9 protein-coding genes are annotated in these 15,814 nt (G+C 42.9%); all 9 read right to left on the reverse strand.

Annotated features, from left to right (window positions below; translation table 11 throughout):
- Positions 1–10 precede the first annotated feature (10 nt).
- Positions 11–1,573, reverse strand: coding sequence for a glycoside hydrolase 43 family protein (locus tag ABID99_RS24045; RefSeq protein WP_373615333.1), 1,563 nt, complete (start codon positions 1,571–1,573; stop codon positions 11–13).
- A gap of 43 nt (positions 1,574–1,616) precedes the next feature.
- Entirely contained in the window at positions 1,617–3,734 is a 2,118-nt protein-coding gene (locus tag ABID99_RS24050) for an alpha-L-arabinofuranosidase C-terminal domain-containing protein (protein ID WP_373615334.1), read from the reverse strand.
- 151 nt (positions 3,735–3,885) lie between these two features.
- A complete protein-coding gene (locus tag ABID99_RS24055) occupies positions 3,886–6,018 on the reverse strand; it encodes a glycoside hydrolase family 3 C-terminal domain-containing protein (RefSeq protein WP_373615335.1) in 2,133 nt (710 codons plus the stop codon).
- A gap of 189 nt (positions 6,019–6,207) precedes the next feature.
- Positions 6,208–6,432 (reverse strand): hypothetical protein, encoded by a 225-nt coding sequence (locus ABID99_RS24060; protein ID WP_373615336.1) that lies wholly within the window; start codon positions 6,430–6,432, stop codon positions 6,208–6,210.
- Between the two features lie 67 nt (positions 6,433–6,499).
- A complete protein-coding gene (locus ABID99_RS24065; RefSeq protein ID WP_373615337.1) occupies positions 6,500–6,793 on the reverse strand; it encodes a hypothetical protein in 294 nt (97 codons plus the stop codon).
- 1,115 nt (positions 6,794–7,908) lie between these two features.
- Positions 7,909–9,384 (reverse strand): cellulase family glycosylhydrolase, encoded by a 1,476-nt coding sequence (locus tag ABID99_RS24070; RefSeq protein ID WP_373615338.1) that lies wholly within the window; start codon positions 9,382–9,384, stop codon positions 7,909–7,911.
- Between the two features lie 62 nt (positions 9,385–9,446).
- A complete protein-coding gene (locus ABID99_RS24075; protein WP_373615339.1) occupies positions 9,447–10,961 on the reverse strand; it encodes a glycan-binding surface protein in 1,515 nt (504 codons plus the stop codon).
- A gap of 24 nt (positions 10,962–10,985) precedes the next feature.
- Entirely contained in the window at positions 10,986–12,578 is a 1,593-nt protein-coding gene (locus tag ABID99_RS24080; RefSeq protein ID WP_373615340.1) for a RagB/SusD family nutrient uptake outer membrane protein, read from the reverse strand.
- Positions 12,579–12,609: 31 nt separating this feature from the next.
- Positions 12,610–15,807: a SusC/RagA family TonB-linked outer membrane protein gene (locus tag ABID99_RS24085; RefSeq protein WP_373615341.1), complete on the reverse strand. Its 3,198-nt coding sequence runs from the start codon at positions 15,805–15,807 to the stop codon at positions 12,610–12,612.
- Positions 15,808–15,814: the final 7 nt, after the last annotated feature.

Raw genomic sequence — 15,814 nt, forward strand, 5'->3', positions numbered from 1 at the left:
AATATTGATATCAAATGGAACCTGTTATATGGAAAAAGTCAAAGTCAGCCGCCCCGCCTATATTTTTTGTAGCATAATTAAACAAAGCAAAACGATAGCCCATGAAATGCGGGAAGGTATAGGCCATTTTTAATTGTGTACCCAATGGTATCCATGTTTTCCCGTCCAGGCTATAAAAAAAATTGGCCACGTCTTTTCTGTTCGTAAAATTGCATTCCGCCTTAAAGTATACTACCTTTTGATTTAAGGAGATTTTCTGTGCTTCTACGGGTTTCCCAGTGCTTGCATTGATCATTATGATAGCTTTGCTATCCCCGGTTATTTTTACACCGGCCAACCCGTAATTTTTTTGCAAAAGGCCCAAGCCCGCAAAATCGCCATCTTTCATTTTAGAAATATCGAGCGAAACTGTCCCGGAGCATACCGGGCCGATAGTGCGTTGTGTCAATGAATTTCGTGCCGTCAGGAAATTGGTGTCGATCCTGCCGGTGGCAAGTCGTAAATACCCTTTCCGCTCTGTAACAGACCACAAACTATTATCCGGGTTATGGTTCCATTGCCAAACCAGTGGTAATGCCCGTTCGCCTTTTTTACGGGTAAACTCATCTGAAGCGACGATGCCCGGGATCAAACCTTTACCGGCCGCCAGATCGAGTGTTTCAGGCACTTTGCCTCCAGTGCCCAAAACGGGCCATCCATCCTCCCACTTTACGGGCACCAAATAGGGAATACGGCCCACCGAGCCATAATCACGGAACAAATAAGAATACCAGGCCCCATTTGGCGCTTCAACCAATCCTCCCTGCGCCACACCCAGGTCCTGTAGGCCAATTCGTCCTTCATACGGGCCGGTAATTTTATCTGCCCGGTGTATGATAACAGTGCGCACGTTGCCCTTTGGCCATGTAATATTGAAAAGATAATATTTGCCGCGGATCTTAAATAGTTGTGAGCCTTCGGCGGGAAGACCGGTAGTGCCTGATGGCAAGCTTGCATTTTCAATAATGGTTTCATCCGTTCCGCCCGGTTTTATGCCCGAAAGATCGTCTTTCAGTTCAACCAACCTCAACTTCCCGCCCCCACTAATCATATAAACCTTCCCATCATCATCAAAAAACAAGGAGTTATCGCCCATTAGGGGGGTAAACGACCTTGCTTTCCACGGGCCTTTTTCGATATCCTTTGTAGAATAGATGTGGGTTTTGCCTGTGGTTGACGCAAATGTGCTCACATAGTAGGTGCCATTATGGAAACGAATAGAACTTGCCCACGAACCCTCTCCATACATATTTTTGCCATTTGTGAGATTTGTTGCATCAATATTTGCTAAAGTATCATATGCATAACCTACCGTCTTCCAGTTTACCAGATCGTTCGATTTCATAATCGGTACACCGGGACTCATGTGCATCGTTGTGCTGCTCATGTAATAGCTGTTGCCTACACGTTCTATTGATATGTCTGGTACATCTGCATAAATAATGGGGTTAGTTGCTTTTTGTGCGTATAAACACGCCGCTATAAGCGTGATAAGTAAGGCCGTCATCCATAACCTGTAAAACGCATTTCTCATATTAACATTTGTTTTTTTGTCCTGGTATTCTTACCTGTTTTAATTATTTAGTTAATGTATTTATTTGAAGCACGTTTACTGAATATGGATCGAAGGTCCTTGTAAATTTAGCACCAGCCACTTTTATCTTGGAGGTAACAGGAATTATTTTTACAGGATCGCTGATCGTGTTTGTATCTTCGGGTTTATCACCTTTGATGACCACGATAATACCCTCGGGAGAAAACTTTCCGGCCCCCTTTAAATCAATATCAACCTGCTGCGGCTTTCCTGTTGCATTTACTACTTTAAGAAACAGTTTTCCCGTTTTGGTGTCCCGGGTAGCTACATAAAACATGCCTGGTATAGGTTTCGGCATGTTGTTCGCCGCGCTGTCCTGTTTGGTGGCGGGCCTGGTTTGGGTTGGTATATTGGCGCCTGTTATTGGCACCACTTTATTGCCGATATAGCTGTTAAACATCACTTGTACATGGTACGATGGCGAACCAAAACTTGTCAATGCATCATAACCTATCAGGTTTGATTCCCATTGCCATCCTTTCGGCACGGTTGCAGTAGCCTTATTTACATTTGCAAGTAATGGCGCGTAGCATGAGCGGATAACCAGGTCCGAATTGCGCTCCATACCTGTCATCCACGCGGCATCACCGAGGGCGGCATTCAAAGTGGTGGTGGGCATGCCTTCCGTTGTTGCCCATTCACCTACAAACACTTTATAGCCATTGCGGTCGTAGTTATCATAATGTGCCGCATCCTCTTCCATTCCCCAGGCATTACGGTAATAATGTTCGTCTACAATTTCGGGCTTGCGAATGGTTAATTTACTCCTGGTCCCAAGCCAGTCCTTACCGCCGATGGTTGCAATACAGTGAAGGTTAGGATATTTGGCTTTAATGCCATCATAAAACTGGGCATAACGTCCGTCGTAACTGCCAGACGCATCAAACCCATCTTCGTTACCAATCTCCACGTAGCTAAGTTTAAAAGGCGCCGGGTGCCCATCTGCCGCACGCTTAGCGCCCCAGTAGGTGTGTATGTCGCCCGTAACATATTCAATTTCATCAAGCGCATCCTCTACATATGGTTTTAAAAGCGGGCCTGCGTCCACATGGTCGCCATCGAGTGAATAGCCGGCATAAACGGCAAGCAGCGGTTCCATTTTCAGGTCTTCGCACCATTCTAAAAATTCAAGTAAGCCCATTCCGTCACTGGGGCGGTAGCCCCATGAGCCGACATGGCCTGGACGGTTTTCAAGCGCCCCTAAAGTAGTTTTCCATGGGAAGGCATCGTTCAATTTCGGGCCTTCAAGGAAATTACCGCCGGGGAAACGTAAAAATCGGGGTTTCATATCGGCCAATAACTTCATTAGATCTATCCGGTTGCCATTAGGGCGGTTATTATAAGTTGGCGGAAATAAAGAAACGAGATTAAAATAATAAACCCCGGTACGGTTTGTTGAAATAACAAAACGGGCATCAGTTGTTGGTTTAACGCCAGCGCCGGTTGTTAATTTAAGTTCGTATTTTTTCCAAAAGGTGCTTTTTACCAAATTAATAGTCCCCGAAGCATATACCGTTTTACCGTCATTACTTTCTATGCTTACGGTTATAGGCCCGGCCGTGTTATCGGCAATTACCGTTACAGCAGCTGTATGCTTGGGAGCCCATGGCTCGTTAGGCACTGGCTTACCTTCCGTACCCTTAATATAAAAAGAGGCGTTATACGTTGTATTAGGCAAAACAGGTATGCCCCAATAGCCTTCATTTGCAATGCCGGCCCTACTACCGCCTGTATCAACCAATAATCTTAAACAGGTAGTTAACGCGCCATTAATTGCATGGCGCCGCTGATCTGCTGGTACATAGTCGGAGTTTGTGGCAACCAATTGAATTGTGGCCTTCGCGCCACCTTCCTTGATTACACTCCAGGCTTCCGGCGTATTGCGGTTGTCTTTAAATATCCTGTTTCTGATCAGTTCGGCATACAAGCCCCCATCGTAGGAATGGTTGATCTCTTCGGTCATCAACCCATAAAGTTGCGGACTTACGTTTGCGCCGGGTTTAGTTAAATCAAGCGTAAGCTTAGGGTTTTGCGCTTTCAAGCTTGTTGCTGTGAACAGGAACAGGCACAAACCTGAAACGGGTAATAACTTTTTCATCATGAAATTTAATATTATTTATTGTTTTTTTTACACTTATTTTAAAGGCCAACGGGGCATCCCCATTAAAAACTATTTCTGAGTTTATCGGTATTCCGGATAGCCTGTATATTCACAGACTTTCCATATACTTCAAACTGCTTCTGAAATGGGTTTATTTAACCGCGATTTTTACGGTTTTTAAAATATTGCGTGATGAATTACCTAATTGCAGCACAAATTCACCAGCTTCAATTTTCCAACTTTTTTTTGATTCGTCATAAAAAGCCAAATCGCCAACCTTTACATCCAGTTCGACGGTTTTAGTTTCGCCGGGCTGCAGAAAAACTTTTTCGAAGGCCTTTAATTCTTTTTCAGGGCGCAAAACCGAACTGACAGGATCGCTTACATACAATTGCACTACTTCAGCTCCGTAACGGCTGCCAGTGTTTTTAATCGTAAATTTTGCACGGATGGTTTCATTTCTTCCGTAGTTTAATTTATCAGCGGAAAAATGACTGATAGAAAAATCAGTATAGGAAAGCCCATAACCGAAAGGAAATTCCGGTTGAATCTTCTTAGTGTCGTACCAGCGGTAGCCAACCAGTATGCCCTCCTTATATTCAGCGGTAGCGCCTTCACCCGGATAAGTATTTAAGGCAGCAGCGGGTGAGTCTTTTAACGATACCGGAAAAGTAAATGGCAACCTGCCTGATGGGTTTACAGCACCTGTTAATACATCGGCCAGTGCATTACCGGCCTCTGATCCGTTAAACCAGGACCAGACAATCGCATGGTTCGATTTTTTGATTTCATTCAGATCATACGGAGCGCCGGCCATAATTACAATAATGGTATTAGGATTGACGGCCGTAACCGCGTTCACTAATGCCTGTTCCCCAAAAGGCAGTTCCAGGCTTTTACGATCATGGGCTTCACTTTCGTATTCACGGTTTGAACCGATACATAAAATGGCAACCTCGCTGGTTTTTGCAAGCGCTACCGCCTCGTCAATCAGTTTTTGATCGCGTTGGTCATAGCCACGGTTTTGTTCGTCACTATTATTGGCCAGATAGTTTGCTTTATAGCCCTGGGCAAAGCTGATACTGGCTATTTTGCCGAACCTTGATTTTATCCCTTCTAAAGCGGTAACCTCATATTTAGCTTTTACGCCGGCGCCGTAGCCTCCTAAAGCGAAAGTACGTACAGCATTATCTCCTATAACAGCAATCCTTTTGACCGCGCTTGCTTTCAGGGGCAATAAATGCTTGTCGTTTTTTATCAAAACGATAGATTCTGCAGCGATATTATATGCAGTTTTGGCGTGCTCCGGCGTAGCGATCAATCCTTTAGGATGATTGGAACTCATAGAAGTGTGATAGATGAGCCACAAGATCCTGCTTACTTTATCATCAATCGTTTTTACAGAAACCTGGCCCGCTTTAACAGCGGCTAGCAAAGGTTTGGCAAAATACCACCGATCATACGCGCCGCTTGATCCCATTTCAATGTCAAGCCCATTGTTTGCGGCTGCAACTGTATGATGCGTCCCGGCCCAGTCTGACATGACCACACCTTTAAAGCCCCATTCGTCTTTCAGTACCTTATTTAGCAAAAAATCATTCTCAGAGCACCAATAACCATTCAGTTTATTGTAAGCCGACATAACTGTGTAAGCATTACCCTGCTGTACGGCTGCTTTAAATGCCGGGAAATAAATTTCGCGCAAGGCTCTTTCATCAACTATGGTATTTACACTATTACGGTTAAGTTCCTGGTTATTGGCGGCAAAATGTTTTATACAGGCTGCCACATGCTGGCTTTGAATTCCTTTTACAGCTTGAATAGCCAATTGGCTGTTTAAATAAGGATCTTCAGAATAATATTCATACGTACGGCCGCAAAGGGGCATTCTGCAAATATTGAATGCCGGTGCAAGCATTATATCCTTTTTGCGGGCGTTCGCTTCCTCCCCTATAACTATCCCGTACTTATTAGCCATAACCGGGTTCCAGGTAGCCGCTATTGCCGAACCATTGGGTAGAAAAGTGGCAGAATCAGTTGTCCAGTTAGCCGAAGCCCAATCAAAACGCTTTATTTCTTCACGTACCCCTAATGGCCCGTCATCGCATGTGAGTTCGGGAATACCTAAACGGGGTACTCCTGCCGAAGAAAATAAGGCATTACCATGTAACATCTCTATTTTTTCTTCAAGGGTCATTTTGCTGACGATACTGTTGATCTTCGCGTTAGAAACAGCCTCACCCTTATTTTGTGCCGAAACCCCGCCGGCCAAGAAAAATGCCATAAAACAGGCAATCGTATATTTCATAAAATATTATTTCTTTACTTCTCCTCGTTACTATTTATCGGCGGCCGTAATTTTCAACATACGCTGCTCCAAGGCCAGCTAGGCGAGCCATTTTCTTCTTTATAAGTTTTCAACTTGTTGCGTGGGCCTAATCATATCCACATAGCGTATTGTTGAAATCTCATTCTAAAGGTACTTCATCCCATAATGCTCTAAACATTTTTGAGTGAATTCCTTAATAAGTATCAAGCCCTCGTCAAGTGTTTTTTTTGATTCAGGCGATATGAGAGGATTCCTGAAGTAAGCAGGGTGCCCCTTCAACAAAATACTGATCGTCTCAAAATTCTCTATTAAAGCTTTAATTTCATTTTCGTCTAATTCCGGCGCTTTTGAAATAATTTGATTTTCCATGTTCGCTTTTTTTAACCAGGTAATCATTCGCCCGGATATCAAATTCGCGGGAGTATCCCATAATATTCTAAATCCCATAATGTTCTAAACATTTTTGAGTAAACTTCTTAACAAGGACTACCCCTTCGGCTAACATTTTTTTCGCTTCAGGCGTTAAGATGGGGCTACTGAAGATAGTAAGGTGCTCCTTAAGCAACATCCCAATCGTATCAAAATCCTCTATCAAAGATTTAATTTCACTTTCATCTAATTCCGGCGCTTTTGAAATCATTTGATCTTCCATATTCCATTTTTTTAACCTAGTATCATTTGCCGCGGCAATCGTCATGCATTCGAATAGATTACTGTTGATTTCCGTCATATTGAAAACAGAATTATCAGAGTTAAAAAAATGCCGGAACCTCTCGGTAAAGGCCCCAGACATCCACTTATAAACAACTAAAACTCTCACTTATTTAATTTTCAAACTTTTGATCTTTCATAGTAAAATTTAGCGTATTTTTAAAGCCACTCCACTCTTTTTCAGTGGTGTAGGGTTTGAAGGTAATTGTACCGCTTTTTATACGTTGTCAACCTTCAGGTATTCATTAGCCAAATCGATTGTAGTACTGTGGGATTGAAGAATCAGCGTGCGATATCTGTTCTAACCACCGGTACTACGCACTGCATTAACAAAAGTGATGATAATGCATTAAAACATTCGATGTCGGTATTATCCGTTGCATTGGACTCGTTATGAGCTGGCAACCATTAGGTATTCATCAAAATCGCACATAGTTGCCGCAATCCGGAAAACGGTACTGTCTAATCTGTTCACAGTACCGCTACTACAGAAAAAGCTTTATTCCAACATTACTTTCATCTATATCCTAATTTAATGGCATCTATCCTATGCTGATCCCTTACCACATTAGGCGATGTATTATAACCTGGGTATGAGGTGGGACTTAAGAAACCATCACCCTTCTAGCCTTGCCGTTGGAACAATTTATAAATAAAACACCGAAGCAGCTTGACCCTGTACCATTTTACGATAATGTTGTTAAATGAATAACAGCGCTACCGCTTTTGCCAGATATTGTACTTAAATGCAACCACGAATAAGCGGGATTACTGATGCTCAAATGGGCACTGAAACGGATATATACTCGCCCCAACACCCGTAAAAGTTATGGTGAATACACTAACGGTTAATTGCGGATCCGGACTCTTCGTTCTTTTGCAAGATGATGTGAATAAGACGATAACGATTAGGAAACCTAAAAATATCCCTTGACTTCAATTTTTCATATTTACGATATAGTTCATTTTTGTTAGTTTAATTTGCCCTTTCACAATCAATACCAGTCATAACTTTAAGCTAAACTTTTAAAAATTCCGTGATCCATAAGGATCACAGAATTTGATTAAATCACTTCCATGACGGTGCTGTCTAATCTCTTCACAGTACCGTCATCGAAGCGCTTTAATCTAACATTACGGTTTATATCCTGCTTTAAGGGCATTTAACATACGCTGGTCCTTTACCACATTATTAGATCTGTCTAAACCAAAACCAATCTCCCACCAGAATGGCAGATAACCATTCGCTTTCATCGTTTTGGTAACAAAAGTTGTCCAGGCATCCACAGACCTGTTGTGCATCAGCGTATCCTTAGGATTACCCGCGCCGTATTCGGGAGTCCGCCTAAAGGTTGCATATTCACCCAGTATCACAGGGATACCATTATCAACAAACTTTTTCATCTTTCCGAGTTCTGCCGCAAGCTCATCCTCTTCTCCATCGGGGGCGTTGCGCTCTGGCTCAATAGTAGAAAGATTCCCTTTCCCCCAGTAGTAACTCGCTTTGGTGCCCGGACCATTATCGCCGTCCTTTACCATATTAAAATGCCAAGGCCCGTAGAAATGTACCTCAAGCATTAAACGATTAGGTACCGGGTCGTGAGGAAGAGTAGTCATCAGCTGAGAAGTTTTAATACAGTCAGTTGAAGGTCCCTGCACAACCAGCACCCGGTTACTGTTTCTGCCTCCGGTAGAGCGAACTGCATTGATGAATGTTTCGTGATAACCATTAAGTATGGCCATCTGCTCGGCATTGTCAACCGAAGGTTCATTCGTGCCGGCAAACATAACATGCTCATCAAAATCACGCATGGTTGTAGCAATCTGTTCCCAAATCGCCTTTTCCATCGCATTAGTGGAATCTTTCTTTATTGCATTGACATTACGTTCCAGCCAGCCATTATCACCGTGAGCATTCAGTACCACGTACATATCATTAGCCACACACCATCCAACCACTTGTTTCACTCGCGCAAGCCACGCAGGATCAATTGTTGCCTTGCTCTTATCACTTAAATGGGCCCAAACCCAGCTACATGGAATCCGTACAGAATTGAAACCTAAACTTTTTACATATTTCACATACGATTCGGTAATTTTACTACTCACCCAAACACCTTCGTCTGGGTATGATTCCATGGTATTGCCAAAATTTATTCCCATTCCCATACGCATTTTTGCCGCCAGTTGCACGGCATTGCTGCTCATTCCGGTCATGTCTGGCGCTTTGGGCGATGTATTATAACCTGGGTATAAATTGGGGGCCTGAGAAACCATTAGCCTTCTTGCCTGGCCATTGGAACATTCTATGTATAAAACAGCAGAGCGGCTTGCCCCAGTACTATTTTCCGATAATGTTGTTAAATGAATAACAGTGCTGCCGCTTTTGCCTGTTGTTGTATTTAATTGCAACCACGAATAAGCGGGATTGGTGATGTTCCAATCGGCATTAGCTGAAATGGATAGGTCCTGGGTCCCCCCATCACCGGTAAAAGTTACGGAGAGCGTAGTTACTGCTAATTGCGGGGCCGGATTTGATTTTTTACAGGAGAATAAAGATATAACTGTAATAAGCGATATCAATATTGTAAAACAATACTTAATTTTCATTTTGTTTTTATTTTAATTGGTTAAAAAGCCCTACGAACAATATGCTGCCGCGGGGCTGTAGGCTATTTGATTTTCACACACCTAATATTGTCGATAGCGGCATAAAAACCAGTTGCAGTTGACGAAGTACTGAAATTTTTGAGGGTCATGTTATAACTATTCGCACCAGTAGGCCCTAATAGATCGCTTATGCGAGTAATTGATACACCATCCCCTAATTCGTCAACTTTTGATTTGAAGTTAGTTAAAGGAATAATTACGGTTTGCCAACCTTTCGTTATAAAAGCTTTGGTATTATTTGAATTAGGGATTTTCCATGGCTCATAACGCGCAACATAAGTGTCGCCTGCAAATTCAGTTCTAATATAAAGAGTACCTCCTTTCCATGGCTGAGCCACACTTATATCAAATTGAAGAGCCCAGTTTGCAGGAGGATCTGTAACATTTGCCACAGGCACCCAGTGATTACCCGTATTAGAATTACCCAATGGGATGTAAACACTTGCACCGCCAGCTAAAACAGGATTATCTTTAGGACAATCAATAACCATAAACTGACTATGATCTTTTCCCATCGAACCATTAAATTGGGGATATTCCCACTCCCCAGTTAAATGTTCAAATTGGCCCCAGCCAAAACCAAAATTATCACCCCACTCAAAATCTCCTAAAAGACCTACTTTATCGTTATTTTGAGTATTTACTTTATTAACAATAGAAACCGTTCCATAACTGGTAACAATGGTCACTGGTCCACTTGAGTAGCTGTTCTCATCTGGAGCCGAAAACTTAACGTAAGCGCCACGTGGACCCTCGGTGAAATTAGTAATTGTAGCACCGCCAAAAGAAATTGACTGGATAGTCTTAAGGTAAGCACCATAAATATAAACCGAATCACCAAGTTTGGGATTAACGTAGGAAATGCCGGAAATGATTGGCTTTGCATTTATGGTATCCCGGGCAGTACCAGATTTGGTGGTTACTAAGATAAACTTGTCGGACGTGGTTGCCGGCATTAGAAAACCAAGGGAGGTACCATCGGCATTTGAGTTAAATTTTGGAATTTTGGTTCCACCATATGAAAACTGTTGAACCAATAGTAAATTGGCACCGTACAGGTAAACCGAATCGCCAGGGGCGGCAAACACATCGGATACGGCGCTAATAGTTGGCGCCGGCGGGCCTAATTTGAAAGCGAACGTTGTTGAACCTGCTCCTGTAACATATTTTACCGTATACAGTTTGGCAGTATCAATTTTTGCAAAATCTATAGTAGGGATTTGTACAACAGCACTGCCGGGGGCGAACAAGGCACTGTTAAAAGAGGCGGGAACCCCGTCAAAAGATATTTGAGTTGCATTTTGCAAATTCTGCCCGGTTATTACCACCCATTGGCCCTTTGCCACTGCGCTATGTAAAACCGTATCATTAGGTGATGCCACATAACTTTTAATAGCCGCGATAACCGGAGGGGCACTGCTTCCGCCATCCGCATTCTTTTTACAAGCTGGCATTAAGGCCACTATCATAAAGAGAAATGACAAAAAATACAAGCTTAAGTATGATTTCTTTTTCATATCAAAATATTTTAAATGTTTTAATTAATAATATGGTACCGGCGGCTGTGCCAATTTAGGATCGCTGGTCAACTCAGATGACGGAATTGGCAACGTAAATGAATTGATAGTTGCCGGAAGCGTAATTGGAGTGGCAATAGTGTCTCTTGTAGCTATTTTCGTTGCAGGGTCATAAGTAAACGAAATCCGGCCATGAGTGGCATCTTGATCATTAAGAAACTTTACCGCATTAGTTGGATCATAATAAGAATATCTAACGAGGTCTATCCAATATTGTCCTTCAAAAGCAAGTTCAATCCTTCTCTCCTTACGCAGTAAAGCCGGGGTTATCACAGCCACAATATCCACGCCGGCCCTTGCGCGCACTTTATTAAAATAAGTTATGGCGTCACCATTGCTTGTAGTACCATTGTTACCCAAAATAGCTTCGGCATATACCAAATACACATCGGCCAATCTAAGAATTGCATTATGTTCGGGGGATGACCTGACATCCATTGTTGGCGAATTGTTATCTATTTCGTTGCCAATAATGTGTTTTTTCAGGCCGACCATGGTCGCCTTATAACCACCAGAGGCTTGAAGCAATTCGGGATATACATCTCCAGTCAGCATAATAGTAGCTTTACGCCTTATCGAATCCTGATCGGAATACATCCGGTATAAATCGTAGGTTGGCTGCATGGGTATCCATGCCCCATTTTTTTGAGGAATAAGCGTGTTGCTTGGCGAAAAATAACCTTGTAAAGCGTTGCCACTTCCATAACCCACACCGGCGGCCCATTGAAGCGAGAATAATGATTCCGGGCTATCGTTGTTTTGCGCCTTAAAAAGGTCATAATAGCTGGGCAGCAAATCTAAATTGCTATTTTTACATACGTTGCCCGCATACTTTTTGGCACTGTCAAGCAATTTCTGGTCGCGCTGGCCGCCACTTTGACCCAAACCTGCCATTGTCAAATATACCTTGCCCAGCATTCCCTGCGCAGACCAGGTAGTTACCCGGCCTTTGTCATCCGTTTTAGGAAGGTTATTTGCTGCGAAAGTCAGGTCTTTGGCAACGAATTTATAAACATCCGAAACAATATTACGAGGGAGCAGCGGATCTTTGATCAGTTTGCTGTTATCTTCAACAATAGGCACTGCACCCCAATACACCGCCAAATGATAATAACAAACGGCACGAACAAATTTTGCTTCAGCGATGGCAGCGTTTTTGTCTGCCGCCGAAATTGACGGAGACGCCTGCTGTTGTATGGCATTAATAACGCCATTACATTGCCCGACAATATTGTACAGGCCGACCCAGCCACCGGTTACATTACCATTTTGTCCGGTAATAGTACGCGTAAAAAGCTGTACCAAATCGCCATTGTACAGGACGCTGCCTGTGCCGCTTAATATGTCACCAAGTTGTAACCAGGCATCATTGTTAAATTGATACCACTCCTGACCGGCGTACAGGCTTGCCGTAGCCAGCCTTAAATCGGAAGTGGTTTTATAAAAATTAGTAGAACTGATCTGCGAGTTGGACGGACGGTCCAAAAAACTCTTTTTACATCCGGCTATTGCAGCAACACATAGCAGGATGATGATAATTTTGTGAATTGATTTCATAAACATATATTTTAAATCGGTGATCGTTTTATTATTTCAAGGTTATGTTTGCACCAAAAGTGAATACTCTTGGCTGCGGATAATAACCGCTGTCCCAACCTGCCTGAAGCGGGTTCCACGAACCGATTTCGGGATCCATGCCTTTATATTTTGTAATTACAAATACATTGGATACGTTGGCATATACCCTAACAGACTGCACAGATATTTTGGATAAAAGGCTTTCCGGCAAGCGGTAACCTAAGGTGATATTTTTGCACCGCAGGAATGAAGCGTCCTCGATCATCAAACTATTAGGACGATTATTAACATTGGTATTGTCGTTTCTCAATCCTACAACGGTAGTGTTTGGGTTGGTAACATATACATTGTTAACATCGGATGCAGAGCCGTTAGGATCTACCAGAGCCAATTTTGCATAATTTAACACCGATGTAAAAAAGGCGGTATGAGTTCCCGGATAGCTTGGTGGTACTGCCATTTCATTAAATACCTTGTTGCCATAGCTGCCGCTAAAGAAAATATTCAGATCAAATTTTTTGTAGTTAAATGAGTTATTGATACCATACTGGAATTTCGGGATCGGGGAGCCCAAAAAGGTTTGATCTTTTGAGTCGATAATACCGTCGCCATTCAAATCCTTGAACATACGGTCGCCATACCAGATACCGCCACCCGCCTGAGAAATCGGATAATGGTTGCCGTTTGCGTCGGCAGGACGGGCATGGTTTAGAAAATCAGATGGCTTTGAAAATATCCCATCAAATACATAGCCGTAAAATTCGCCAATGGGCTGGCCCACTACCGTTTTTTCAACTACATCGTTAATTGCATCCAGATAAGATTTTTTGCTTAAGTTAGCCTGATCTCCACCAGCACCTAAATAAGTCACCTTATTAATGTTCCGCGATAGGGTAAAACCGGTTTTCCAGCTAAAGTTTTTAGAATTAATATTGGTGGAGTTGATCTGGAAGTCGAACCCTTTGTTGCTTAGCTTACCGACATTAGCAAAAGGCGCTTGCATAGCCCCCGGCCCCCAACCCGCTACGGTAGCAGAGTATTCCGGAAGCGGCACCTGTAATAAAAGGCCGTTTGTTTCGCGGTCGTAAACATCAAGTGTAAAACTTAGCCGGCCGTTAAAGAACGTAGCATCAATTCCAGCACTGTAATAATCAGTTTTTTCCCACTTCACATCCGGATTTGCTAAATTATTTTGAAACTGTGCTGTACCTGACAGGCTGTTAGACACCGATGCAAGTTGTGTTACAAAGGTATTGCCCGGTATGCCCTGATTGTTGGTTAGCCCATAACCAAGCCTCAGCTTCAATTCATTTATAGCTTTTATACCTTTTAAAAATGATTCATTATTAATTTTCCAGGCAAATCCACCCGAATACGTAGTAACCCAACGATTACCAGCTGGAAAATTTGAAGAACCATCGTTCCGTATATTGCCGGTGATCAGGTATCTGTCATCCCAGGAAAAATTGACACGGCCGAACCAGGATTCCTGTGCAGCCCCCCCCGGAGGATTTGAATATGAATTATCCCCTCCATTTTTAGCCGTGATAGCATCCCCCGAATTAAGCCCTTGCACATTGTCTGAAGGGAAATTTGTTCGCGAGCCGCTAAGATTTTCAAAAGTACTTTCCTGCGATTCATGACCAGCCAAAGCATCAATATGAAATTTATTGAAATTATGGTTATAGGTTAAGAAATTGCGTATGACTATATAAAAATTTTGGCCGGCGTAAGAGGAACCTATGTTAGGGCTGGTATTACCTTTACCAAAAGTATAAGTTGGAGAAAACCTATTTTCCGTATTAAAATCGAAATTACCGGATAGTTCATTTCGTAGTGACAGATCTTTAGCAAATTGTATTTCGGCATACACATTGCCGAATATTTGATTCCTCTTTCTTTGGTCTTTGATAATTTTGGCTAATGCCACCGGGTTGGCGACAGGTTGCACCACCCCGCCGGGATTGGTAACACCACCCCATGAGCCATCAGAATTGGTTACCGGAATATCGGGCGTAATGCTTAGCGCGGTATTGATTACGCTATTACCGGTCGCAGCTACATTTTCATCAACATGCGCCAATTGAAGGCTGGTCCCTATTTTTAGCCAATTAGTGGCTTTATTGTCTAAATTCAGCCTTATCGAGTATCTCTTAAAATCAGACCCAAGGGCTATCCCCTGCTGGTTAAAATACGAGGTTGATAGTAAATATTGGGTTCTGGTATCGCCGCCGCTTACCGTAAGTGTGTGATTCATCATCGGAGCCTTCCGGAATAATTCTTTTTGCCAGTCGGTACCCTTACCTAAATATTGGGGGTTGGCATATTCGGGCCTGTCATCAAAGCCCCAGGCAACGGCCCGGGCATTAATTAAAGTAGCATGTTGTTGCAAATCTACCGTAGCCAGCCGCTTGAATATTTCCTGATAACCGGTATAGAAATCATAAGTTATCTGCGGTGCTCCGGATTTACCCCTTTTTGTAGTGATAACAACTACGCCATTCGTTGCCTGCGAACCGTATATGGCTGTTGCCGAAGCATCTTTCAATACATCTATTGATTCAATTTCGGCAGGATTGATGGCATTTAATGGATTAGAACCGTTACCCGGATCACCGACCGGTGGAATAATGATACCATCTATGACGTACAGAGGCGAATTGGAGCCGCTTATTGACGACACACCACGTATTTGAATAGATACGCCGCCACCAGGCTGACCCGATACCTGTTGAACCACAACACCTGCAACTTTACCCTGCAGGGCCTGGTCAAACGTGGTTGGTTGGGTTTTGTTCAATTCTTTACCCGATATGGAACTTATGGAGCCTGTAAGATCTTTTCTTGCTCGCTTAGCAAAGCCAACAACAACTACCTCATCTAAGTTACTGGATGTTGATTTGAGGGTGACATTAATTGCGCCCGCTTGCTTAATAGTTATTTCGCGTGTTGAATAACCTAAAAAGGTAAAAACCAGCACTTTGCCCGGATCTGCCGCTATGGTATAACTACCATCAATGCTGGATATAGTTCCAAGGCCTGTCCCTTTAACTTTAATGCTTACCCCTGGTATTGGCTGCCCATCGTCGACGTTTGTTATTTTGCCCGTAATATTTACGGATTGTGCATGGGCAGATATATAAAGAAATATACCCGCGATAATTAATGAAATTTGGTATTTCACTCTCTTTTGTAAATTTTTATCCATCTTTTAA

Origin of the sequence: Mucilaginibacter sp. OAE612 (genome assembly GCF_041806395.1) — a bacterium.
GTDB lineage: Bacteria > Bacteroidota > Bacteroidia > Sphingobacteriales > Sphingobacteriaceae > Mucilaginibacter > Mucilaginibacter rubeus.